At 67.2% G+C, this 22,316-nt stretch carries 21 protein-coding genes and 1 tRNA gene; 15 read left to right on the top strand and 7 right to left on the bottom strand.

Annotated features, from left to right (window positions below):
* From A5659_RS02975 to A5659_RS02955, 5 genes are all read left to right on the top strand, one after another.
* Window positions 1-702: an alpha/beta fold hydrolase gene (locus tag A5659_RS02975; RefSeq protein WP_067179254.1), complete on the top strand. Its 702-nt coding sequence runs from the start codon at window positions 1-3 to the stop codon at window positions 700-702.
* A gap of 100 nt (window positions 703-802) precedes the next feature.
* Window positions 803-1,453, top strand: coding sequence for an HD domain-containing protein (locus A5659_RS02970; RefSeq protein ID WP_066871110.1), 651 nt, complete (start codon window positions 803-805; stop codon window positions 1,451-1,453).
* Between the two features lie 16 nt (window positions 1,454-1,469).
* Window positions 1,470-2,174 (top strand): nitroreductase family protein, encoded by a 705-nt coding sequence (locus tag A5659_RS02965; protein WP_067179253.1) that lies wholly within the window; start codon window positions 1,470-1,472, stop codon window positions 2,172-2,174.
* Window positions 2,175-2,217: 43 nt separating this feature from the next.
* A complete protein-coding gene (locus A5659_RS02960; protein ID WP_066871104.1) occupies window positions 2,218-2,754 on the top strand; it encodes a cupin domain-containing protein in 537 nt (178 codons plus the stop codon).
* A gap of 78 nt (window positions 2,755-2,832) precedes the next feature.
* Window positions 2,833-2,909 (top strand) — tRNA-Met (locus A5659_RS02955).
* Between the two features lie 44 nt (window positions 2,910-2,953).
* On the opposite strand, the gene A5659_RS02950 is transcribed toward A5659_RS02955, so the two are convergent.
* Together A5659_RS02950 and A5659_RS02945 are read right to left on the bottom strand one after the other, a co-directional pair.
* Window positions 2,954-3,442 (bottom strand): glutathione peroxidase, encoded by a 489-nt coding sequence (locus A5659_RS02950; protein ID WP_066871102.1) that lies wholly within the window; start codon window positions 3,440-3,442, stop codon window positions 2,954-2,956.
* Window positions 3,443-3,462: 20 nt separating this feature from the next.
* The gene (locus A5659_RS02945; RefSeq protein WP_066871204.1) at window positions 3,463-3,999 is read right to left on the bottom strand and encodes a hypothetical protein; all 537 of its coding nucleotides are present in this window, start codon (window positions 3,997-3,999) and stop codon (window positions 3,463-3,465) included.
* Between the two features lie 260 nt (window positions 4,000-4,259).
* On the opposite strand from A5659_RS02945, the gene A5659_RS02940 reads away from it, so the two are divergent.
* Both A5659_RS02940 and A5659_RS02935 read left to right on the top strand, forming a co-directional pair.
* A complete protein-coding gene (locus A5659_RS02940; RefSeq protein ID WP_066871099.1) occupies window positions 4,260-5,552 on the top strand; it encodes an MCE family protein in 1,293 nt (430 codons plus the stop codon).
* Window positions 5,553-5,846: 294 nt separating this feature from the next.
* Window positions 5,847-7,154, top strand: a complete 1,308-nt coding sequence (locus A5659_RS02935; protein ID WP_067179251.1) for an MCE family protein — start codon at window positions 5,847-5,849, stop codon at window positions 7,152-7,154.
* A gap of 52 nt (window positions 7,155-7,206) precedes the next feature.
* Here A5659_RS02935 and A5659_RS02930 read toward each other — a convergent pair whose 3' ends face one another.
* Both A5659_RS02930 and A5659_RS02925 read right to left on the bottom strand, forming a co-directional pair.
* Entirely contained in the window at window positions 7,207-8,124 is a 918-nt protein-coding gene (locus A5659_RS02930; RefSeq protein WP_067179250.1) for a DMT family transporter, read from the bottom strand.
* Between the two features lie 100 nt (window positions 8,125-8,224).
* Complete coding sequence (locus A5659_RS02925; RefSeq protein ID WP_067179248.1) at window positions 8,225-9,118, bottom strand: oxidoreductase; 894 nt, start codon at window positions 9,116-9,118, stop codon at window positions 8,225-8,227.
* Window positions 9,119-9,267: 149 nt separating this feature from the next.
* Here A5659_RS02925 and A5659_RS02920 point away from each other — a divergent pair, with 149 nt between their 5' ends.
* From A5659_RS02920 to A5659_RS02900, 5 genes are all read left to right on the top strand, one after another.
* Entirely contained in the window at window positions 9,268-10,260 is a 993-nt protein-coding gene (locus A5659_RS02920) for a diacylglycerol kinase family protein (RefSeq protein WP_067179246.1), read from the top strand.
* Window positions 10,261-10,688: 428 nt separating this feature from the next.
* The gene (locus A5659_RS02915; RefSeq protein WP_067179245.1) at window positions 10,689-13,946 is read left to right on the top strand and encodes a thioester reductase domain-containing protein; all 3,258 of its coding nucleotides are present in this window, start codon (window positions 10,689-10,691) and stop codon (window positions 13,944-13,946) included.
* A 38-nt stretch (window positions 13,947-13,984) separates the two neighbouring features.
* The gene (locus tag A5659_RS02910; RefSeq protein WP_067179236.1) at window positions 13,985-14,893 is read left to right on the top strand and encodes a metal-dependent hydrolase; all 909 of its coding nucleotides are present in this window, start codon (window positions 13,985-13,987) and stop codon (window positions 14,891-14,893) included.
* A gap of 13 nt (window positions 14,894-14,906) precedes the next feature.
* Window positions 14,907-15,839, top strand: coding sequence for an alpha/beta fold hydrolase (locus A5659_RS02905; RefSeq protein WP_067179234.1), 933 nt, complete (start codon window positions 14,907-14,909; stop codon window positions 15,837-15,839).
* A 2-nt stretch (window positions 15,840-15,841) separates the two neighbouring features.
* Window positions 15,842-16,924 carry a PDR/VanB family oxidoreductase gene (locus tag A5659_RS02900; RefSeq protein ID WP_067179232.1) on the top strand — a complete coding sequence of 361 codons (1,083 nt, stop codon included), beginning with the start codon at window positions 15,842-15,844 and terminating at the stop codon, window positions 16,922-16,924.
* Window positions 16,925-16,937: 13 nt separating this feature from the next.
* Here A5659_RS02900 and A5659_RS02895 read toward each other — a convergent pair whose 3' ends face one another.
* Genes A5659_RS02895 through A5659_RS02885 form a run of 3 tightly spaced genes read right to left on the bottom strand, consistent with a single transcriptional unit; the run spans window position 16,938 to window position 19,042 of the window.
* Window positions 16,938-17,642 (bottom strand): class I SAM-dependent methyltransferase, encoded by a 705-nt coding sequence (locus A5659_RS02895; RefSeq protein WP_067179230.1) that lies wholly within the window; start codon window positions 17,640-17,642, stop codon window positions 16,938-16,940.
* A 42-nt stretch (window positions 17,643-17,684) separates the two neighbouring features.
* Entirely contained in the window at window positions 17,685-18,518 is an 834-nt protein-coding gene (locus A5659_RS02890; protein ID WP_067179228.1) for an alpha/beta fold hydrolase, read from the bottom strand.
* Entirely contained in the window at window positions 18,515-19,042 is a 528-nt protein-coding gene (locus A5659_RS02885) for a MarR family winged helix-turn-helix transcriptional regulator (RefSeq protein ID WP_067021312.1), read from the bottom strand. Before A5659_RS02885 ends, A5659_RS02890 begins: the two co-directional genes overlap by 4 nt.
* A gap of 147 nt (window positions 19,043-19,189) precedes the next feature.
* Between A5659_RS02885 and A5659_RS02880 the strand changes: the two genes are divergently transcribed.
* The 3 genes from A5659_RS02880 (at window position 19,190) to A5659_RS02870 (ending at window position 22,277) form a co-directional block, all read left to right on the top strand.
* On the top strand, window positions 19,190-20,476 hold the full coding sequence (locus A5659_RS02880) for a hypothetical protein (RefSeq protein ID WP_067179226.1): 1,287 nt from the start codon (window positions 19,190-19,192) through the stop codon (window positions 20,474-20,476).
* Between the two features lie 45 nt (window positions 20,477-20,521).
* Window positions 20,522-20,812: a YiaA/YiaB family inner membrane protein gene (locus tag A5659_RS02875; RefSeq protein WP_066871062.1), complete on the top strand. Its 291-nt coding sequence runs from the start codon at window positions 20,522-20,524 to the stop codon at window positions 20,810-20,812.
* 136 nt (window positions 20,813-20,948) lie between these two features.
* Window positions 20,949-22,277, top strand: coding sequence for an acyltransferase (locus A5659_RS02870; protein WP_067179224.1), 1,329 nt, complete (start codon window positions 20,949-20,951; stop codon window positions 22,275-22,277).
* Window positions 22,278-22,316 lie beyond the last annotated feature (39 nt).

The raw sequence follows: 22,316 nt of genomic DNA, 5'->3' as shown, positions 1-22,316 counted from the left end.
ATGTCGACATACGTCCTGATCCCCGGCGCCTGGCATGGGGCGTGGTCTTGGCGTCCGGTCGCCCAGCGGCTGCGCGCGGCGGGCCACCGGGCCATCACCTTGACGCTGCCCGGCATGGGCGACGGCGAGGATCCCTCGGGATACCAACTTCACGATGCGGTCGATTACATCGCCCGGCAGGTGCGGCGGCGGGAATCCGGCGCGGTGGTGTTGGTTGGCCACAGCTGGGGCGGTTTCCCCGCGACCGGCGCCGCGCAAGTGCTCGCCGGTCGAGTCGAGAAACTGGTGTACTACAACGCGCACGTGCCGCTGCCCGGCAGATCGCTGATCGACGAGAACCCGCCCGACAAGCGCCTGTCCGCGCTGCGGTGGATCGAGGAATCGCCGGTCGGCGCCGTTCCGGCAACCGCGGAATATCTCGGACGGGAACTGATGCAGGGCGTCTGTGCTGACCTACAGCGGCTGGTGGCGGACCTGCTCACCGTTCAGCCCGGCGGTTACTTCCTCGGTTCCCTCGACATCCACCCGACCGACCTTGGCATCCCGTTGGTCTACATCGCCGGCGAAGACGACCTGGCGATGCCGCGGCCGGCGGCCGAATCGGCCGCGCGGATCGGGGTCCGGCCGGTCGTCGTTGCGGGCACGCACAATGGGCTGCTCACCCACCCCGACGAGGTGGCCCAGGCGATCCTCACCGCCTGACGGCCAATGTCGGATTCTGTGGGAAGAACGACCGCATACCGACTCCTCCCTGACCGCGCGGCGGCGCACACTTCAGGCAAGCAGGGAAGGAGACGCGGTCATGGCCATTCCATCGACAACAGCCGTTGCGGACATCGTGGTCCCCGACACCGCGCTGGTGCGCGAGGCAACCGAGTTCATCCGCGCCGCCGAGGACGACGTCCTCTTCCACCATTCCCGGCGGGCGTACTTCTTCGGCGCGCTTCACGGGCGCCGCCTCGGGCTGCACCCAGACCTGGAACTGCTCTACGTGGCGGCGATGTTCCACGACCTGGGTCTCACGTCGCGCTACGGCGCCTCGACCGAGCGCTTCGAAATCGACGGTGCCGACGCGGCGCGCGAATTCTTGGTGGAACGTGGCGTCGAGGAAGCGCAGGCGCAGAAGGTGTGGTTGGGCATCGCCCTGCACACGACGCCCGGCGTGCCGGCCCGCCTGGACCCGGAAATCAGTTTGCTCATCGCCGGTGTCGCGACCGACGTCGTCGGTGCCGGCCGCGAGGCCCTGCCTTCTGACGCTGTCGAGGCGGTCACCGCGGCCCACCCGCGTCCCGACTTCAAGAACCGCATCCTGGTCGCCTTCAACGAAGGCATGAAGCACCGCCCGGAGACCACCTACGGCACCATGAACGCCGACGTCCTGGCGCATTTCGATCCGAACTTCACGCCCGCCAACATGGTCGACGCGATCCACAACAGTCCTTGGCCCGAATAGTGGAAGGAGCACAACAATGGACATCTACGAAGGCCTGTACACCACCCGGATGATGCGCCGGCTGCGCCGGGATCCGATTCCGTTGGAGACCCAGGCGCGCATCCTCGATGCGGCCGTGCGCGCCCCGAACGGGGGCAACACCCAGCGTTGGCACTTCGTGGCCGTGGACGATCGGGAACTCATCGGCAAGTTCGCCGAACTGTTCCGCAAGGCCCGCGCCATCGAATACGAGAAGTTCAGCACGGGAACGGGACCGATGGTCGCCACGGCGCCGGGAGCGGATCCCGCCGCGCACGCCGAAACGATGCGCCGAATGAAGGGCTCGGGCAATTACCTGGCCGACCATTTCGAAGAGGTCCCCCTGTTGCTGTTCGTCTACTCCATCGATGACCTGGGCGGCGCCAACATCTACCCGGCCATCTGGAGTGCGTTGCTCGCCGCCCGCGCCGAGGGAGTCGGCGGTGTCATGACGATGGTGCTCCGCAATTTCGAGGACGAGGTGAACGAGCTACTGGGAGTTCCGGCCGAGCAGGGCTGGAAGATGTCGGCGATGCTCACCCTGGGCTACCCGTTGGGCAGGTGGGGCGTCGCGGCCAATCGCCATCCGGTGCACCAGGTTTCGTCCCGCAACGGCTGGGACAAGCCGTTCGGCATCGAAGTGCCGCAGCCACTGTGGCCGCCGCACGACGAGATGACGGCCGACCTGGCCGCGACGGGCTGAACACGTCTTGCGGCGCAACGGGTTTGCGAGGAAGGTATCTCACATGAGCGGACCAGATCCAATCGGCGTCACCGTGGTGCAACCGGGGGAGGGCGAGGTCGTCACTCTCCCGGGCTTCGGGGCGGTGTTCAAACTGTCCGGCAAGACCAACGGCGGCGAGGTGTCCATCGTCGAGCATCCGTTCGCCGTCGGCCTGCTCACCGCGGCGCACCGGCACACCCGCGAGGACGAGCATTCGATCGTGCTGGCCGGTGAGATCGGGTTCCGTTCCGACGACAGCGAAGTGGTGCTGGGTCCCGGTGGATACATCACCAAGCCGCGCGGGCAGATGCATGCGATGTGGAACGCCGGCAGCGAGCCGGGCCGCATCATCGAGGTCATCACCCCCGGCGGGTTCGAGAACTACTTCCGCGAGTTGGGCGAGCTGCTCGTCGAGCACGACCAGGACCCGGCGGGCACACCGCTGCACGAGCTGCCCGAGTTCGGCAAGCTCGCCGACAAATATGGGCTGACGTACGGCTCGCCGGAGTGGATGGACGACATCGCCCAGCGATACGGGCTGAACCCGCCGTCGCACTGAGCCGTTCGCGGCTTCGATGCCCGCTGAGCGGGCGATTTGGTCGCCGTGACGCCGGTTCGGTAACCTGGCATTCACCAACGCGGGGTGGAGCAGCTCGGTAGCTCGCTGGGCTCATAACCCAGAGGTCGCAGGTTCGAATCCTGTCCCCGCTACCAGGTAAAACGGCCCCCGGAGATAGCTCCGGGGGCCGTTTTCATGCCTAGCGCGCCAGCACGTCCTCGATGGCGCTGATGACCTCCGGGGCGTCGGGCTCGGTGCGGGGCCGGAAGCGGCGCACCACCTCGCCGTCGGGTGCGAGCAGGAACTTCTCGAAGTTCCACTGGATGTCGCCGGCCTGGCCGTCGGCGTCGGCGGCCTTGGTCAGCTCGGCGTACAGCGGGTGGCGGCCGTCGCCGTTGACGTCGGTCTTCTCCAACAGCGGGAACGTCACGCCGTAGGTCGTCGAGCAGAACTCCTGGATCTCGTCGGCTGTGCCCGGCTCCTGGCCCATGAACTGGTTGCAGGGGACGCCGACGACCGTCAGGCCGCGGTCGCGATAGTCCTTGGCCAGCTTTTCCAGGGCTGTGTACTGCGGCGTCAGCCCGCATTTGGAGGCGACGTTGACGACCAGCGTTGCGCCGTCGGACAATTCGGCCAGCGTGGTCGGCCGACCGTCGAGGGTGGTCAGGGCGATGTTTTTCAGGGTCACGCCGACGACGCTAACGCACGTCAGAGCCAGCCGGTGCGGGCGGCGGCGACCGGCTCGGCGGGCTCCGGGGCGAGCGAGCCGTTGCGCACCCCGTCGAGCAACCGTTTCACGGCGGCGACGATCTCCGGAGCGGCCGCCGCGAGCCCGGCCGTGTCGGCCTCGCTGACCTGGTCGGCGTCGACGCCGGCGCGGGCCAGCACGGCGGCCGGGTCGGCCAGCTGCTCGGTCAACCAGGCCAGCGGGTCGGCGGACAGCTCGGGGACGAAGTGCCGGCGGCTGGGTTCCCAACCGTTGAACTGCGGGTGGTGATGGGCGCGGTCCAGGGTCCCGGGTGGGCTCTCGGTGGACCCGAACAGGTCGACCCGCCACACCGGGCGAGTGAACGCGATCGGGACGCCGGCGTAGATCGAGCCCTGCGGCTCGGCCCGGTCGACGAGGCGCAGTTCCAGCCTGACGCCGCGCTCCGGCGTCTCCTGACCTTCGAGCGGGGACGGGTCGATGAAGTACATGTCGCCGACGACCACACCCAGGGATTCGAATCCGAACGCTGCCAGCATCGCGCACCTTTCGTTGTCCTCATCGAGGTTCTCATCGAGCGTAGACCCGGCATCTTGCCAACCGCGGCGCCCGACGAATTTGTGAACAGCGGTTCGCACAAGTTCGGCCGTCGCGGTACATTTCACTGACTTCGTTAGTGCACAGTTACGAAGCCCCTGGCAAAGGCAGGGGAGTGGATTTGTCGCCGCGCCGGCAGGCGGCGGCGCGGACGTGAGGGGTGGCGGCGGTCTTGTCGACGAAAACAGGTCCCAGCTCACCCGTGCAGATCAACTCGCAACGAACCCCGCCCTACAAGTGGATCGCCCTCGCCATGATGCTTGTCTGCGGGCTGATTCTGGCCTTGGTGTACGGCCAGTTTCGCGGTGCATTCACCGAGAAGACGCAGCTGACGATGATTGCGTCGCGGGCCGGTTTGGTGATGGATCCGGGTTCGAAGGTGACGTATAACGGGGTGGAGATCGGCCGGGTGGGGTCGATTGCGGAGACGGTGCGTGATGGGAAGCCGGCGGCGAAGTTCACGTTGGAGGTGTTTCCGCGGTATTTGGCGTTGATTCCGTCGAATGTGAATGCGGATATCAAGGCGACGACGGTGTTTGGTGGCAAGTATGTGTCGTTGACGACGCCGGCGAATCCGTCGCCGCAGAAGATTTCGTCGCGCACGGTGATCGATGCGCGGTCGGTGACCACCGAGATCAACACGTTGTTTCAGACGATCACGTCGATCGCGGAGAAGGTGGATCCGATCAAGCTGAATCTGACGTTGAGTGCGGCGGCGCAGTCGTTGTCGGGGTTGGGGGAGAAGTTCGGTCAGTCGGTGGTCAACGCCAACATGTTGCTTGATGATGTGAATCCGCGGATGCCGCAGGCGCGCAAGGATATTCAGCAGTTGGCGGCGTTGGGTGATACGTATGCGAATGCGGCGCCGGATCTGTTCGACTTTTTGAACGACGCGGTGATCACCGCGCGCACCCTCAATGCTCAGCAGAAGGATTTGGATCAGGCGTTGTTGTCGGCGGCCGGGTTTGGTAACACCGGTGCCGAGCTGTTCAACAAGGGTGGGCCGTATCTGGCGCGCGGCGCCGCCGACCTGGTGCCCTCGGCGCAGCTGCTGGACACCTACAGCCCCGAAATCTATTGCACGCTGCACAACTACCACGACATCGTGCCCATCACCGGTGCCTCCGAGGGCGGCTTCAACGGCTACTCGCTGAACATGGACACCGAGGTCACGTCCGGACTGGGTCTGTTGCTCAATCCGGTTGCGACCGTGCCGGTCCTGGCGTCGTTGGTCGGCGGCATCGCCGGAGTCGTCGGCGGCGCACCCAACCCGTACATCTGGCCGGAGAACCTGCCGCGGGTGAACGCGCGCGGCGGCCCCGGTGGTGCGCCGGGCTGCTGGCAGCCGATCACCCACGATCTGTGGCCCGCGCCGGAGTTGGTGATGGACACCGGCAACAGCCTTGCGCCCTACAACCACCTGGATACCGGGTCGCCGTATGCGAACGAATACGTCTGGGGCCGCCAGGTCGGCGACAACACCATCAATCCGTAAACCGCGAAAGTCCTGCTACACAACGTCATTAGCGTGCCGACAGCAGCGGTCAGCTGGCACACGCCACCGCGCGTACCTGAAAGGTGACGTGGTCCGCCCGCCGGTCCCGCCGTTGCTTTGTTTGTGCCACTGCGGCGCGGTACATTTCACTGGTCTTATTACATGCGTGTACAGGCCAGCGCCGGGTGGCGACGGCACCGAGGCGAGGGGCAGGGTTGGCGACGGTGGGTGACCTGGATAACCACCCGTGTCGCCGGCTGTCCACGATGACTTTCGGGCTCACGGTGTAGCGCCGTGGAAGGTTCACCCGTTCAGATCAACGACTCCCGCGAGCCGCCGTACAAGTTCATCACCCTGCTCGTGGTGGTGGTGCTCGGCGTGATCTTCACCCTGGTCTACATCCAGTTCCGGGGCGGTTTCACCCCCAAGACCGAGTTGACGATGATTGCGTCGCGGGCCGGTTTGGTGATGGATCCGGGTTCGAAGGTGACGTATAACGGGGTGGAGATCGGCCGGGTGGGGTCGATTGCGGAGACGGTGCGTGATGGGAAGCCGGCGGCGAAGTTCACGTTGGAGGTGTTTCCGCGGTATTTGGCGTTGATTCCGTCGAATGTGAATGCGGATATCAAGGCGACGACGGTGTTTGGTGGCAAGTATGTGTCGTTGACGACGCCGGCGAATCCGTCGCCGCAGAAGATTTCGTCGCGCACGGTGATCGATGCGCGGTCGGTGACCACCGAGATCAACACGTTGTTTCAGACGATCACGTCGATCGCGGAGAAGGTGGATCCGATCAAGCTGAATCTGACGTTGAGTGCGGCGGCGCAGTCGTTGTCGGGGTTGGGGGAGAAGTTCGGTCAGTCGGTGGTCAACGCCAACATGTTGCTTGATGATGTGAATCCGCGGATGCCGCAGGCGCGCAAGGATATTCAGCAGTTGGCGGCGTTGGGTGATACGTATGCGAATGCGGCGCCGGATCTGTTCGACTTTTTGAACGACGCGGTGATCACCGCGCGCACCCTCAATGCTCAGCAGAAGGATTTGGATCAGGCGTTGTTGTCGGCGGCCGGGTTCGGTAACACCGGTGCCGAGCTGTTCAACAAGGGTGGGCCGTATCTGGCGCGCGGCGCCGCCGACCTGGTGCCCACGGCGCAGCTGCTGGACACCTACAGCCCCGAAATCTACTGCCTGATGCGCAGCGAACACGATGCGCTGCCCGCCACCGGGGCGGCCGAGGGCGGCTTCAACGGCTACTCGCTGAACATGGACACCGAGGTGCTCTCCGGGCTGGGACTGATCGCGAACCCGGTGTCCGCGGTGCCCGTCCTGGCGTCGTTGGTCGGCGGCATCGCCGGAGTCGTCGGCGGCGCACCCAACCCGTACATCTGGCCGGAGAACTTGCCGCGGGTGAACGCGCGCGGCGGGCCGGGCGGCGCTCCTGGCTGCTGGCAGAAGGTCACCCGCGATCTGTGGCCGGCGCCCGAGCTGATCATGGACACCGGCAACAGCATCGCGCCCTACAACCACCTGGACACCGGATCGCCCTATGCCATCGAATACGTCTGGGGCCGCCAGGTCGGCGACAACACCATCAACCCGTAAAGCGGACGCCGGCGTCGTGAGAACGCCGTTAGGGCAACGCTTTCGGCCTGTGTCAGGCCTGGGTGGTCGCCGGCGGCCGGGCGCTGGATTTCACGTCCCGGCCCGCGCCGGCCGACATCGAGGCGGCCTCGCCGCGAGCCAACCCGACCGTCGCGACGATCACCACAACCAGCGTGGCCGCCAGCATAAACCATTCCCAGCCGCCGGCTGCCAACGTCTCGCGGAGCACGATGATGCCCAGGATCCCGCCCACCACCGGCTTCGCCACGATGATCGTCGGCAGCGACGCGGTGAGCGCGCCGGCTCGGTACGCCGATTGGTGATAGACCATTCCCGCCGCCCCGCAGAACACCAGCGCGTACAGCTCGAATGACACCCACACCTGACCCGGGTGGTGCTCCAGGATGTCCACCACGCCCTTCATCAGCACGGCGAACACCGCCAGCAACGTGCCGGCGACGGCTGCCAACAGCAGCGCCGCGACCGGGCGATCCGCCCAGATCCGCGCGCCCAGGAGCCCGAGCAACAGCAGCGGGCCGATCACCACCGCGACCACGATCCAGATGTGTAGCGGCGCCCGCTGCTGGCCGCCGGTCGGGTCCCCGACCGCGATCAGCACCGCCAACGCCACCGCCAGCACCAGCGCCCAGGTCCACTCCCGGCGGGTGATCCGGTTACCGGTCATCCGCGAATAGATCGGGAGGGCGAACAGCAGGGCCGTGACCTGCAACGACATCACCAGCAACACCGAGCCCTTGTCGAGCGCGGCGGCCAGCAGCACGTAACTGCCGATGTCCCCCAAACCGCCCAGCCACCAACGCTTGTCGCGCAGCAACATGCCGAACAACGTCAGGTGGCCCACCCGTTTGTCGGTGACCTCCTGCGCGGAACGCTGCCGCACCACGTTGCCGATCGCGGACGCCAGCGCGGCACACAGGGCGATAATGGCCGCCAGATGCGCGTCCGACATGGCATTACCTCCTGGCTGGGTGCGATGGCGCTACCCATCCAATCTAGCCACCACCCGGACGACCGGCGCGTCGAAGGTCACCGGGCCAGCGAACACGGCGTCAGAGCGGGAACTTCGTCCCGGTGAGCCGCTCGGACAGTTCCCACAGCGCGCTCGCGGTGCCCGCGCGCTTTGCCGGCCAGTTCCGCCACGTGGGCTGGGTGCGGCCGTACAGCCCGAACCGCGGCCCGACGAAGGTGTCGCCCGGCAAATCCTGCGAGACCGCGTACAGCGTCTGGCGGGCGCCGAAGTCGGCGTCGGTGGACACGATCCGGTCGACGGCCAGCACCGCCGCGTCGCCCAGTTTCCGGCCGGAGTTGCCCTGCAGATTCGTGTGCGACCAGCCGGGGTGGGCGGCCAGGGCCCGCAGCGCTGTGGGGACGCCGTCCAGCCGCCGCTGCAGCTCCTTGGTGAACAACAGGTTGGCCAGCTTCGATTGGCTGTAGGCCAGCCAGGCCGAATACGGCCGGGACTGAAAGTTCAGGTCCTTGAGGCTGATGTAGCCGAAGTGGTGCATCAGCGAGGACACCGTCACCACGCGGTCGGTCAACTTGGGCAACAGCAGGTTGGTCAAGGCGAAGTGGCCGAGGTGGTTGGTGCCGATCTGACCCTCGAACCCGTCGACGGTCACCGCGTGCTTGGTGGCCATGATGCCGGCGTTGTTGATCAGGACGTCGACCTTGTCGACGCCCTCGGCAAAGCGCCGCACCGAGGACAGGTCCTGCAGGTCGAGCTGACACACCTCGGCTGTCCCGGTCGCGGGACCGGTTGCCGAACCGGTCATGCGAGCGGCGGCCGCGTGGCCCTTGTCGGTGTTGCGGACTGCCAGGATGACGTGGCCACCCACCCGGAGCAATTCGCGGGCGGTGATCTCGCCCAGCCCGGCGTTGGCCCCGGTGATGACGATGGTCCGTCCGGCGAACGAGGGCAGCTGTGCTGCGGTCCAATCGGCCATGGCAGCCACCCTAACTTCGCACTTGCGACCCCGGCCGGTGGGCCGACGGGCCGTGCGGCGGCGGGCGGGAGCGATGTCGGTCACCCGCCGCGCCCAGGTATCGTGCCTGGGATGACCAGCGAAACCCCACCTGCCGCGGGGATCGCCGGATGCATCTAGGCGTCATCGTCAATCCGAAAGCGCGGAAAAATCGCTCCGCTTCCCGCGATCGCATCGCCGAACTGCGTCGCATCGTCGGCCCCTGGGGCGAGGTGCACGAGACCAACTCGATCGAGGAGCTGCGCGACACCATCGCGCAGCTGGCGCCGCGGGTCACCCACCTGGTGGGCGACGGCGGCGACGGCGCACTGCACTGGTTGATCAACGAGATCGAGCACTGCATCGGCGATCCGCAACGCTGGCCCGCGTTCGTCCCGACCAACGGCGGCAGCGTCAACGCCGTCGCCCGCAAGGCCCGGGTGCGCGGGCGGCCCGAGGCGATCATCCGTGCGCTGACCGCGGCCGCCGAAAACGATCGGCCCCCGCCCGAGGTGGAGCTGGACACGTTGGTGCTCGACGGCGCCACCGCCGACGGCGCGGCGTTTCATCGGCTCTGCTTCGGGCTGGCCGCCGGCGGCGTCGGAAACCGTTTCTACGACCGGTATTACGACTCTCCCGATCACGGCCGGCTGGCCGTCGCGCGGGTGATCGCTCGCAGCTTCGGCGACTACATCACCTCCAAGGTCGCCCCCAGCCGAGTGAAGACGCCGAACTATGCGTCCATCCTGTTCACCCCGACGCAAGCGCGCGTGGTGATCGACGGCAACGAGGTCCCCTCGCGCACGCACAGCCTGCTGCACGCCGGCGCGATCGACCTGCGCATCGGCGGCCCACTTCGGTTGTTCCCCAAGGCTTCCGAGCCCGGTGCGCTGCATTTTCAGGCCGGATACCTGCGGCCGTCCAGGATCGTCGCGCAGCTTCCGACGGCCCTGACCAACGGCATGCTCCGCGGCGCCGGGCTACGCGATGTCAACGGCCGTGAGATGGTCATCGAGGCCGAGGACGAACCGCTGTCGCCCATCATCGACGGGGAGCGCTTTTTGGGCATCGTCAAACTGGTGGTCCGGCCAGGCCCGCGTATCCGCATCGCCCGGCCCGCCTAGCCCGGCACGCAGGCCGTTCGGCGGGCGGTCGCCGTGGTGGGCTCTGCAGCGCGAATCGAATTGCGTTTTTCGATTTGCAATTTCGCCATTGGGCGTGACGAAGATAATATTGTTGTGACCGTGCGTCCGATCGGCGGCGCAATCGAATTGCGTGAATTCGTAGATACGTAGTTCAGTATCTCAGGTGGTCGAACCGGCGTAACGCCAGCTCGCATGCCACTGAGATACTGAAGTCCGTATGCGCGGAGATCAGCATTAGTGCATTTAATTCTGCCATTTAAGTTTCACCTGTGAATGTGGTGTGCGACGGCCCTTAATGCCTATCTACGCTTTGCTCAGGACGGCCTCACGGCGCTACATTAGTCTTTATATTCACGACGGAAGTCGTTCTCGGGCTAAGCCAACCTGGAAGGGGGATCACTCCTACGATGGAGACGCTGATCGATTACCTGCAGATGTGGGAAGCGCAGAGGCCGGACCAAACCCTCTTCCGGTTCGTCGATGCCGACGGCCGCGAACTCGAGCACTACACCTACCAGGCCTTCGCCGAACGCACCCGCGAGCTGGCCGCCTACCTGTCCACAGAGGCCGGCCTCAAGTCCGGCGATCGTGCGCTGCTGGTCTACCCACCCGGTCTGGAAATGATCGCCGCGCTGTATGCGTGCGCGCGCATCGGGGTCATCGCCGTTCCGGTCAGCCCGCCCTTGCCGATGTCCTTCGATTCCGGACTGGCCAAGCTCAGCTTCATCGCGCGCGATTGCCAGGCGACTGCGGTGCTGTCGACGAAGCAGTTCGAGTACGACTTCCGCCTGCTGCTCGGCCAGCGCCGCGGGCAGGGCGTCTGGACGGACGAGTCCGACGCCGGCCTGCCGGACCTGCCCTGGTTCGCCACCGACGGTGCCCAGGACTTCGGCGGCGCCCCGGTCGCGGACACGCCCGGCGAGGTGCTCTTCCTGCAGTACACGTCCGGGTCGACCAGCAATCCCAAGGGTGTGATCGTCACCCACGCCAACGTCATCGCCAATGGCTCCGCCTTCACCGGCGACGTGGTGCTGGCCTCGTGGCTGCCGCAGCATCACGACATGGGCCTGATCTCGGCCTACATGTTCATCGTGCTGCTGGGCGGGTCCACCCACGCGATGTCGCCCCTGGACTTCCTCGCCCGGCCCTCGTCGTGGCTTCGGCTCATCAGCGACGTGCGCGCCACCCACACCCCGGGACCCAACTTCGCGCTCGAGTACTGCCTGCGCGAGGACAAGCTGCCCGCCGCGGAGCTGGCCGGCGTGGACCTGAGCAGCCTCGAATGCATCGTGGTGGGCGCAGAACCGCTGCGCGCCAACACCTTCGCTCGCTTCCGGCAGCGGTTCGCCGAGTACGGCCTGCGGCCCGAGGCGCTGACGGGCGCCTACGGCATGGCCGAATCAACCCTGATCGTGTCGATCCGCGGGCGCCAGACCATCGCGGTCAACAAGCGCGGGCTGGAGCGCAACGTCGCGCGCGTCGAAAAGGCGTTGCCGGAGAACAGCAACCAGGTCGCGTTGGTCAGCTGCGGCAAGCCCATCGAGGAGACGCTGGTCCGCATCGTCGATCCCGAATCGCGCCAGGCGCTGCCCGACGGGCGGGTCGGCGAGGTCTGGTTGGCCGGGCCCTCCAAGGGCGCCGGCTACTGGAACCGTCCGGAGCTCACCGCCGAGATGTTCGGCGCCCACATCGCCGGCGATGACGAACACACCTTCCTGCGCACCGGCGATCTCGGTTTCCTCTACGAGGGTGAGCTTTTCGTCTGCGGCCGCAGCAAGGACCTGATCATCGTCCGCGGCGTCAACTGCTACCCCTCCGACATCGAAGCCGTCGTCGAGCGCACGGCCGCGCACGTCCGGAGCGGCTGCGTCGCCGCCTTCGCGGTCGAGCACGACGAGTCCGAAGCGCTGATCGTCGTCGCCGAGGTGCGCGACGAGCACAACCTTCCGGACGCCAAGTCCGTGGCCCGCGCGATCCGCCGGCACTGCCACATCGATCCGCACGCGATCGTCTTCGCGCCGCCGCGCAGCATCCCCAAGACCACGTCGGGCAAGATCCGGCGCGCTTCGACGCGCCAGCTGTGGCTGGACGACGAGCTGCCCGCCTTCGCCACCTGGGTCAACCAATCCGCCAACCGGACACACGGCCAACTGGGTGCCGGCGCCGGTCCGCTGGAACGCTTCCGCAACCTCATCGAGAGTTACGACCTCACCGGAGACGAGGACTGCTCGTTCGCCGATCTCGGCATCGACTCGCTGGCGCTGGCCGAGCTCCGCACGGACCTGCAGGCCCTGCTGGAGGAGAACGGCGCGGGGGAGCTCGCCGAAGAGGTCAACACCCGGCTGCTCCAGCGGTTGACGGTGTCCGAATTCTTCGGCCTGATAAGGCAATTCGGCGAGGGCTCCGGCCAGCCGCTCGAGGCCCTGCGCGGGGCGCTGGACAAGATTGCCGCCGAGTACGAGGCCCACGAGGCCGCCCAGATGCGGGCCGACGCGGCGCTGCCGCTGCCGGAGTTGGCGCCGGCGCGGCCGGGCGAGCCCACCGACCTGTTGCTGACGGGCGCGACCGGATTCCTGGGGCCGTTCCTGGTGAGCAGCCTGCTGTCGCGGACCTCCTACACCGTGCACGCATTGGTGCGCGCCACCGACCCCGCGCACGGCTTGGACCGCATCGTCGCGTCGCTGCGGCGCGCCCAGCTGTGGTCCCCGGCGCTGGAAGCCGATGTCCGCGCCCGGGTGCGCGTCGTCTGCGGCGACCTCGCCCAGCCCGCGCTGGGCATCGGCGAGGCGGCCTTCCAGCAACTGGCCCATGACGTCGATGTCGTCGTGCACAACGGCGCGCTGGTCAACTACGTGCGCACCTACGACGCGCTGCGGCCAGCCAACGTGGAGGGCACCCGTGAACTGTTGCGGCTGGCGATGATCAACCACCGCAAGGCTTTCCACCTCGTCTCCAGCACGTTCATCTACGGCTGGAGCACCGAACCGGTGGTCGGGGAGTGGGACGCCAACGAGAAGATGGCCGGCCTGGACTTCGGCTACTCGCAGACCAAGTGGGTCGGCGAGCAGCTGGCGCTGGCCGCGCAGCGCAAGGGACTCGACGTCCGCATCTACCGGCCCTCGCTGATCTCGCCCACCCGGGCGGGCTTCGGCAGCCAGGACGACATCCTGGTGCGCCTGACGGCGTTCATGATCGAGCACGGGATCGCCGTCAACGCGCTCAACCAGATCAGCCTGCTGCCGGCGGACTTGATCGCGGATCACATCGTCACGCTGATGGGCCTGCCGGACGAGTCGGGCAGCGTCTTCAACATGACCGCCGACGACTACTACAACCTCACCGACGTCACCCGCATTCTGTCCGAACGCTACGGGTATCGCTTTGAATACCACGACATCCCGTCGTTCACCGAGCAGCTGAACCGCCGCTGCACGCCGAACGACCAGATGTATCCGCTGGTCGATTTCCTCACCCGGTCGGCGGACAAGATCGCGGCCATGCGCGACAAGCGCTACGACAATACCCAGTACCGTCATCGGCGGGGCCTGACCAAGGTCCGGCTGCGCGAGCCGGCCCTGAGCGAGACGGTCGATCATCTGGTCCGGTTCTTGCGCAGCGAGCGTCTGATCACTGAGGTAGAGGACGACGCGCAACGCAGCGCCTAGCCGTACGACTTGGCGCAGGACGGAAAGGGGTGGCGACGATGTTCACCGTCGATGACAAGGCAACGGGCCCGCATGACGCCTCGCTCGACCACGAGCGGATCGTCCTGCAGGCGCGTGACGTCGACTTCGACTGGTCGACGCTGCCGTTCTACTACGTGCCCAACGAACCGTTCACCACCCACTTCTGCAATGTGCTGCATTTGTTGCTGCCCGCGGGCGAGGAATTCATCGTCGACGCCTTCAAGGACACCTTGCCGCTGATCAAAGACGATCAATTGCGTCGCGATGTGCAGGGTTTCATCAGCCAGGAGGCCATGCACTCCCAGGCGCACGCGGGGGTGCTCGGACACTTCGCGGCCAGAGGCATCGACGTGACGCCGTTTACCGACCAAATGCGTTGGCTGTTCACCCAACTCATCGGTGACCGGCCGCGGTGGAGCAGCCGCCGCCGGCAGAGCTGGTTGCTCGAGCGGGTGTCGATGGTCGCCGCCCTCGAGCACTACACCGCGATCCTCGGCGAATGGATTCTCAACACCCCACAACACGACGCCATGGGCACCGACCCGGTGATGCTCGACCTGTTGCGCTGGCACGGCGCCGAGGAAGTCGAGCACAAGGCGGTCGCGTTCGACACCATGAAGCACCTGCGCGGCGGGTACTGGCGGCAGGTGCGCACGCAGCTGCTGATCACGCCGGCGCTGCTGTGGTTGTTCGTCCGCGGTGTGCGGTTCATGTACTCGGTCGATCCCCACCTGCCGCCCGGTACCAAGCCGCGCTGGCGCGACTACTTTCGCGCGGCGCGCCGCGGGTTGGTGCCCGGGCCGTTCCAGTTCCTCCGGGTCATCGGCGCCTACTACACACCGAGTTTTCATCCGTCACAGCTCGGCGGGGTCGGGCGCGCCGTCGACTACCTGGCCCGATCGCCCGCGGCCCGGGCCTCGCACTGAAACGGCACTGACGATGACCACCGAAGTGGCCCCAACCACGGTCGCCGCCTCCGACGGCGTGCGACTGGCGGTGCACGCCTACACCGACATCGACCCGGGCCGTCCGACGGTCCTGGCCATCCACGGCTACCCGGATAACCACCACGTGTGGGACGGGGTCGCCGAGATCTTGGGCCGCCGCTTCAATGTCGTGGCCTACGATGTGCGCGGCGCCGGGGATTCGTCGAAGCCGGCCAGGCGGGCGGGATACCGCTTCGGCCAGCTGGTTTCGGACATCGACGCGGTGATCGACAGCCTCGGGGTCGACCAGGTTCATTTGTTGGCCCACGACTGGGGCTCGATTCAGGCCTGGGCGGCGGTCACCGACGACGCGGTGATGAACAAGGTTGCCTCGTTCACGTCGATCTCGGGCCCGCACCTGAACTACGCGGGCAGGTTCCTGCGGTCCCCGCGGTCGCCGCGCGGCGTCTTCGACGTCCTCAAGCAGGCCTTGGCCTCGAGCTACATCTGGTTCTTTCTGTGCCCCGGCGTGCCCGAGCTGGCGATCTGGTCGCGGGCGACCGTGGCGGTCTTTGCGGCGGTGGAACTGATCGGGCGGCCGCGGGGCGCCGGGCATCGGCGCGCCGCGACCAGCCGCTCCATCCGCGACTATCTCAACGGGCTCAACCTGTACCGCGCCAACATGCCCAAGCCGATGCTCGCGCCCGGAAAGCGGTTGCCGCAGACCACCGTTGCGGTGCAGGTGCTCGTCGCGCGCCAGGATTACTTCGTATCGCCCGCCCTGCAACGGTTTACCGGTTCCATCCCGGAGGGCGGCAGGGTCGTCCCGATCGAGGGCGGCCACTGGGTGGTCAGCGCATACCCCGAGGTCATCGCCCGGCTCACCGGCGAGTGGGTTGACCTGATCGCCCAGTCCGCGGACCGTCGCGGCATCGGCCAGGCGTGAGGTTGATTGTGGCACAGAGCATCTGGGACAGCATTCCGGCCGACCTCTACGGCCGCCGCAAGCGTGATCGCATGTACACGGCGTTGTACGGGGTCGGCGCGCTGTTCGGCGGCCTGGCATCGGCGTCGCGGTGGACGTCCTCGCGCGTGCAGCCCGTGCAGCGCACCACCACCGCGGTGGTGATCAACCGCGAGCTTCTGGCCCCCGACGTCGTCGCCCTGACGGTGGCCGACCCGGCCGGTGGGTTGTTGCCGTCCTGGACGCCCGGCGCGCACATCGACGTTCGGCTGCCATCGGGACGCCGCCGGCAGTACTCACTGTGTGGTTCGCCCGGCCGACGCACCGACTATCGCATCGCGGTGCGCCGCATCGCCGACGGCGGCGGCGGCTCGATCGAGATGCACGACACCTTCAAGGTGGGGGACAGGTTCGAGTTCGAGGGTCCCCGCAACGCGTTTTATCTCGTCACCGACGAGCGCGAGGTGCTGTTCGTGATCGGCGGCATCGGGGTGACACCGATTTTGCCCATGATCCAGACGGCCCAGCAGCGCGGAATCAATTGGCGCGCCGTGTATGCCGGGCGCACCCGCGATTACATGCCGCTGCTGGACGAGGTGCTGGCCGTGGCGCCGGACCGGGTGACGGTGTGGGCCGACGACGAGCGGGGCCGGATCCCCACCGCGTCGGACTTGCTCGCCGGCGCCGGGCCGGCGACGGCCGTCTACGTGTGTGGCCCCACCGCCATGCTGGAGTCGGTGCGCACCGCCCGCAACGAACACGCGAACGCGCCGCTGCACTACGAACGTTTCGGCCCGCCGCCGGTGGTCGACGGGGTGCCCTTCGAGCTGGAACTGGCCCGCTCGCAGCGGGTGCTTGAGGTGCCGGCGAACCGGTCGGCGCTGGACGTGATGCTCGACCGCGATTCGACCACCGCGTACTCCTGCCAGCAGGGATTCTGCGGCACCTGCAAGGTCAAAGTGCTTGGCGGGCAAGTTGATCGGCGCGGGCGCACCGCGGAAGGTGACGACGAGATGCTGGTCTGCGTCTCCCGCGCGAAATCCGGGCGCGTGAAAATAGACGCGTGATCGATGCCTGAAGTCAGCGCCGGGTGCCCGTCAGCACGCGTGCGGGCAGCCACGGGGCGCCATACCAATAGTTGATGCCAAGACCGCGGCAGTTGAGGTTGGTCATCGCGTCAGCGAGGACCCTGGCGTAGTCGGTGACGTGCATGATGTCGACCAGGACAAGCCTGCCGCCGGGTTTGAGGACCCTGGCCATCTCAGCCACCGCGCGGCGACGGTCAGCGGAGTTGGAGATGTTGTGCACCGCGAGCGCCGAGGTGACGACGTCGAAGGAGCCGTCGGGAAAGGGCAATTCGGTCATGTCTGCGGTGTGCAGCCGGATCCGATCCGCCACATCGTAGGCGCGGGCGTTTTCCCGCGTACGCGCGGGATCGTTGCCGGACTGGTCCCTGCTGCGCCATAGGTCGACACCCTCGGCTCGCCCGCGGGGGAGCCGCTTGGCGACGGCGATCAGCACCGCACCGCTGCCGCAGCCGACATCGAGTAGGCGCTCATCGCCATTCAATGCCAGCCGGTCCAGTTCCCGGCGCCACACGACGTGTTTTCCGCGCAACGTGGTGTGCAGATACAGCGCCGCCTGAGCGAACAACGCCGCGGCGGGAGCACGCCACCAGCGACCGCGAGAGCGCGCCACGGCCAGCAGCGCTACGCCGCCCAGCGCGAATCCCGCCGGCCAATAGGGCGCCTCGATCCCGTATCTGGTGGTGAACGGTACGTCCATCCCGCCATCTGCCTTCCCGCGTCGACCCGTTCGGTTCTTCGCTTACCGTGTTCCGTGTCTTGCCGAGGTTTCCTGTTGCAGTCGGGTGAGCAGGGCGTCAGCGAACGCGTCGCAATGGGTCACGAAACCCACGTGTCCGCCCGGCATTTCGGCCACATCGCGGTCCAGCAGGCGGCCCAATCGACGGCTCACCTCGTGATTGGGATAGCCTCGGCATTCCCGCCCCACCGCGGGGACGATGCGATCGGCCCATGGGCGCAGGGCTTCGGTGTTCACCTGCGCCGAGGTGTACTCGCGAAGCTCACGCTCGAACCAGTAGACCGCGTTCGCCACCGCGGGCGGGGAGTTTGGATTTCTGGACCGCTGCATGACCGCGTGGTCTACCGCCGGAAACGTACGTTCGCGGAACAGTTTCAACGCCGGGTCCGTTCCCGCGCGCCGGTATACGTCATACACGTAGGCGAAGAACTCGATCCATTGCCGGCCTTGCGGATGCAAGCACATGGCGGCCGGCTCGAACAACACGGCGGTATCGATCACGTCGGCGTGCTCGAGCAGGAGACGCAGCGCCACAACGGCTCCAGAACTGGTACCGAAGACGGTGGCCTCTCCGCCGCCCGCCACGTGCTCGATGAGGCGCCGCGCGTCCGTGGCGTCGGTGGACAATCGCCGTGAGTAATCTTGTGGGCCGGCAAGGCGACTGCGGCTAAAGCCCCGCCGGTCGTATGTCGCTACCCGATAGTGTGCGGACAATCTGTCGGCGAGCGGCTCAAAGACGCCCGCATCGCCGTTGGCGCCGGGAATCAGCAACATCGGCGGGCCGTCGCCGCGGGTCTCGTAATACAGCTGGGCCCCTTCGACTTCCAGCACGCTCATCGCGGCGCCTTGCCACGGTAGCCGCCCGATCTGTCGTCGGCAGAAAACGGCTGAGCTCGCAGTAGCGCCGCATGTCTGAACGTGATCTCGGTTCCTTCGGCGAGAAACCGCGCAATGGCGTTGAGCTGGTGCTCATCGAACTCCGACAACAGGGTCGCGAGATCGCCACGAAACGGCTCGAACACGTCGTGTACCTGTTGAAACCGCGCCTCGACCGGACGCAGGATTTGTTTGCGCCCGTCTTGCGGGTGAGGATCGCGGTGGAGGTAACCGGCCTTCTCCAGGCGCGCCACCACACCGGTGATCGCACCGGTGGTCAACCCGGTGGCCGCGGCGAGTTCGCTGCCCGTCATCGCGGATCGCTCACGCAGCAGATCAAGACACTTCGTGTCCGTGGGGCCAAGCCCTAGCTTCTCGGCGACCGCGTGGTGGAAAAGCACTGCGGCCGTGCTGTATCGACGCGCGAGCGAGCCGAGCAGCAAGTCGACGAGACGGGCTCGCTTTGTCTTGACCGCCGTGGGCACTTTGAGACCCCTTCCGACATACCGGTAAAGTCGCTTAGATACTAAGCGATTTATTGAGCCATATGCAAGGCGTTGTGTTGCTGGTTCGCGGGCGCGACCGAGGCGCGTTCGTTGATCAATTCAGCGCCGCTACGTCATGCTTAGGCGATGCCGAAGAAATCGCTACCCGCGCCGGCGCGGCCGGAGACGGGCTCGGGGGAGCCGGTGCTGGGAACCTGGCGGGCCGCCGCACTGAGCATGGCCGTGATCGCGTCCGCGGCGTGGTACGGGCTGGGCGCCCTGGTGGGCGCGGTGGTGATGATTTCGGTGATCTACGCGCTGGCGCGGCTGCGCGGCCACGCGCCGCACGCGCGCAGCACCGCCGAGCTGATCGGCGCCGCCCTGGGCCGCCAAGCGGGGACGGCCGCGGGCATCGTTCAGTTGCTTGCCTACCTGGTGTTGGCCGCGGAGTTCGCGGCCACGCTCGGATTGCAACTGCTGCAGCTGCTTTGGCCCGATCAAGACCCCGTCAAGATCGTGTCGTGGCTGCCGGTCGGCGCCGCAGTCGTGGCGGTGGTGGTCGGTGCCGCCGCCTGTTGGGCGTCGACGCGCGTCGTGGCGACGCTGGCGATGCCGCTCGTGCTCGCCGGCCTGCTCCTCTACGGCTGCCTCGCGGTGTCGGTGACCGCCCTCGTCGCGTTGAGCACCGACCCCGTCGTCATCGGGACGGCCGCAACACCGCGCCCGCTGTCCGGCCAGCTCGTCGGCTTCGGCCTGGGAATGGTGGGCGTCGAACTGCTCACCGTCCGCATCCCGTGCGTCGCCAGGCCGGGACGATCCATGTCGCTGGCCGTCGTGCTGGTGGCCGCGGTGGCGGTGGTGTTGTGGGTGGGCGATCACCAGGGCGTGATAGGCCCGTGGCGATGGAGCGCCAAGATGCTGGCCGAGGCGGTGCCCGAGTTCTATGCCGACGAGGGCCGGCGGTGGCTCGCGGTGGCCGGCCTCGCGTTGGCGGTGGCCGCCGCGTTGGTTTCCGCCTGGGCCGCGGTGCGCGCCGCCGCGGGCCTGGCGGTCATGCGCGGGGCGCCGGCCGGCGTGGGCCTGCGGCTGGCGGTCGTCGCCCTCGTCGCGTTGGTTGGCGCCGTCGTCTCGGCGGACGGCGCGCGCTGGATCGGCCTGGCGATCCTGGGCGCAGCACCCCTGCTGTTGATGGCACTGTATGTGTTTGTCACAGAGGCTAATTCGCGACTACCCGGGGACAGCGTGGTGGCCTGGTGGGTTCGGCTGGTGATGCCCGCCCTGGGCGTGGTGGCCGTGGTCAAACCGCTCGCCGACTCCGGGTTCGCCTCGGTGGAGGTGGCGACGGTGATCGCCGCCGCGATCGGGGTGGCTGCCGCGGGCGCCGCTGCGGTGCTGCTGGCGCGGCCGGGCGATCGCACCGCCGAATCTGAGTAGTCTTACGGATCCTCGCGGGTGGTGTGCTGCCGCAGTCTGATTGGCATGACCATCCCCAACAGCACGTCGAAAACCACCGCCGCCTTCTTCGTCCAGGCCGCCGTCGCGTTCGCGATCAGCTTCCTCGCCGCGCTCGGCGGGATCTACTTCCTGCCGCTTGACCCGTGGCCGCGATTGTTCCTCGGTGTTACCTTCCTGTTCCTGGTGTCGAGCGCGTTCACCCTGGCCAAGGTGATCCGCGACCAACAGGAGGCCGCGACCGTCCGGGTGCGACTCGATGAGGCCCGCATCGAAAAGCTGCTGGCCGACTACGACCCGCTCAACTCCGCGGGCTGAGTAGAACTACTCAGCGCCTACGCGTAGAAGTGCGCACGCCCGCGCCCGCGCCACCGGCGATGCTTTTCTCATCGCACGATTCCTGCTCCACCACAACGCTTCGGCGTTCACACCACAGAAGGGCAGTTCCGCTCCCATGACCACTCTTGTCAGGTTTCCCGACGTCGCCGAGGTGGCCGCGAGTACGCCGGCCGATCGTGATCGCGTCCTGGACGTCATCCGCATCACGTCGCTGGTCGGCGTGGTGCTCGGCCATACCGTGATGGCGGCCAGCATCATCCGCAACAACGTCCTGATCTGGGACAACCTGCTCACCACCTCGGCGCTGTTTCAGGCGATGACGTGGCTGCTGCAGATCATGCCGCTGTTCTTCTTCGCCGGCGCCGCGGCGTGCGTGTCCTCCTGGGCGCCGGGCACCAATTGGGGCGACTGGCTGATGAGGCGCTGCACCAGGCTGTTCCGGCCGGTGTTCTACTATCTGGCGTTCTGGGCAGTGACGCTGACCGTGCTGTATCGGGCGCTGCCGCAACACGTCTACGAGCCGATCGCCGGTGTCAGCACGCAGCTGCTGTGGTTTTTGGGGGCCTACGTTCTGGTGCTGGCCGCCATGCCGGTGCTGTACCGCATCACCACGGCCGGGCGCCTGGCCGCCGGGGTGGCGGCGGTCTTCGGGACGATCGCGCTGATCGACGTGATCCGCCTGCAGTGGCCGGCGCTGATGCCACTGGGTTATCTGAACCTGGCCGTCTGGCTGATTCCCGCGATGTTCGGTGTGGCTTACCGGCGCCGGTTGCTCGGTGGCCGCGCCGCGCTGACCGTCGCCGCCGTCTTCCTCGCCGTCGATGTCGCACTGGTGCACTGGGGGCCGTATCAGATCAGCATGGTCGGCACCGGCGATCACCACCTGTCCAACACCAGCCCGCCGTCACTGCTGCTGGCCGGGCACGCAATCATCCTGAGCGCGTTGGCCATCGCGGCCGCACCGGCGATCGCGCGTTGGGCGCAGCGGCCGCGAGTGTGGTGGTGGACCGCCATCGGCAACTCGGGCGCGATGACCCTGTACCTGTGGCACATGCCGGTGCTGCTGGGTGTGCACCTGATCTTCGATTACCTTGGCCGCCCACGCTTTCCGGGCGCGCAGGATTTCCTCGCCATCGGCCTCGCGCAGGTGCTCATCGTGGTCGTCACGGTGGCGGTGCTGTTCGTTGCGCTGCGGCCGCTGGAGAACAACCCGCTGTCCGGCTGGGACGGCGCGCCCGCGGTGACGTCACGGGGCCGGGGCGTGGCCGTCGGTGCCCTGCTGTGCGCGGCCGGTGTGGCGCTGCTCGCGGCGATCAGGTGGGGCCTCAAAGACGACGGGCTGGTGTGCATGGCCGTGGTGGTGACCGCACTGGTGAGCGCGCGAATCATGGCCCAGCACAAGGGCGCGGTACCGGTCGGCGGCGGCCACGCCGCGACGCGGTAGCCCAGAGGCGTCGGCCCGCGGGGCAAGTGCGGTTATCCG

The sequence above is a fragment of the Mycobacterium sp. 1165196.3 genome, from assembly GCF_001673415.1.
Taxonomy (GTDB): Bacteria; Actinomycetota; Actinomycetes; order Mycobacteriales; family Mycobacteriaceae; genus Mycobacterium; species Mycobacterium europaeum_A.
The sequence above is the reverse complement of the archived record's forward strand: the minus strand, read 5'-3'. Positions and strand labels throughout refer to the sequence as shown.

Bases quoted from the DNA above. Each gene is read 5' to 3' on its own strand.
- A5659_RS02970 (WP_066871110.1), top strand. From the start codon at position 803: ATGGCCATTCCATCGACAACAGCCGTTGCGGACATCGTGGTCCCCGAC.
- A5659_RS02905 (WP_067179234.1), top strand. From the start codon at position 14,907: ATGACCACCGAAGTGGCCCCAACCACGGTCGCCGCCTCCGACGGCGTG.
- A5659_RS02960 (WP_066871104.1), top strand. From the start codon at position 2,218: ATGAGCGGACCAGATCCAATCGGCGTCACCGTGGTGCAACCGGGGGAG.
- A5659_RS02870 (WP_067179224.1), top strand. From the start codon at position 20,949: ATGACCACTCTTGTCAGGTTTCCCGACGTCGCCGAGGTGGCCGCGAGT.
- A5659_RS02925 (WP_067179248.1), bottom strand. From the start codon at position 9,118: ATGGCCGATTGGACCGCAGCACAGCTGCCCTCGTTCGCCGGACGGACC.
- A5659_RS02975 (WP_067179254.1), top strand. From the start codon at position 1: ATGTCGACATACGTCCTGATCCCCGGCGCCTGGCATGGGGCGTGGTCT.
- A5659_RS02880 (WP_067179226.1), top strand. From the start codon at position 19,190: ATGCCGAAGAAATCGCTACCCGCGCCGGCGCGGCCGGAGACGGGCTCG.
- A5659_RS02910 (WP_067179236.1), top strand. From the start codon at position 13,985: ATGTTCACCGTCGATGACAAGGCAACGGGCCCGCATGACGCCTCGCTC.
- A5659_RS02965 (WP_067179253.1), top strand. From the start codon at position 1,470: ATGGACATCTACGAAGGCCTGTACACCACCCGGATGATGCGCCGGCTG.
- A5659_RS02930 (WP_067179250.1), bottom strand. From the start codon at position 8,124: ATGTCGGACGCGCATCTGGCGGCCATTATCGCCCTGTGTGCCGCGCTG.
- A5659_RS02890 (WP_067179228.1), bottom strand. From the start codon at position 18,518: ATGAGCGTGCTGGAAGTCGAAGGGGCCCAGCTGTATTACGAGACCCGC.
- A5659_RS02895 (WP_067179230.1), bottom strand. From the start codon at position 17,642: ATGGACGTACCGTTCACCACCAGATACGGGATCGAGGCGCCCTATTGG.
- A5659_RS02915 (WP_067179245.1), top strand. From the start codon at position 10,689: ATGGAGACGCTGATCGATTACCTGCAGATGTGGGAAGCGCAGAGGCCG.
- A5659_RS02875 (WP_066871062.1), top strand. From the start codon at position 20,522: ATGACCATCCCCAACAGCACGTCGAAAACCACCGCCGCCTTCTTCGTC.
- A5659_RS02945 (WP_066871204.1), bottom strand. From the start codon at position 3,999: ATGCTGGCAGCGTTCGGATTCGAATCCCTGGGTGTGGTCGTCGGCGAC.
- A5659_RS02920 (WP_067179246.1), top strand. From the start codon at position 9,268: ATGCATCTAGGCGTCATCGTCAATCCGAAAGCGCGGAAAAATCGCTCC.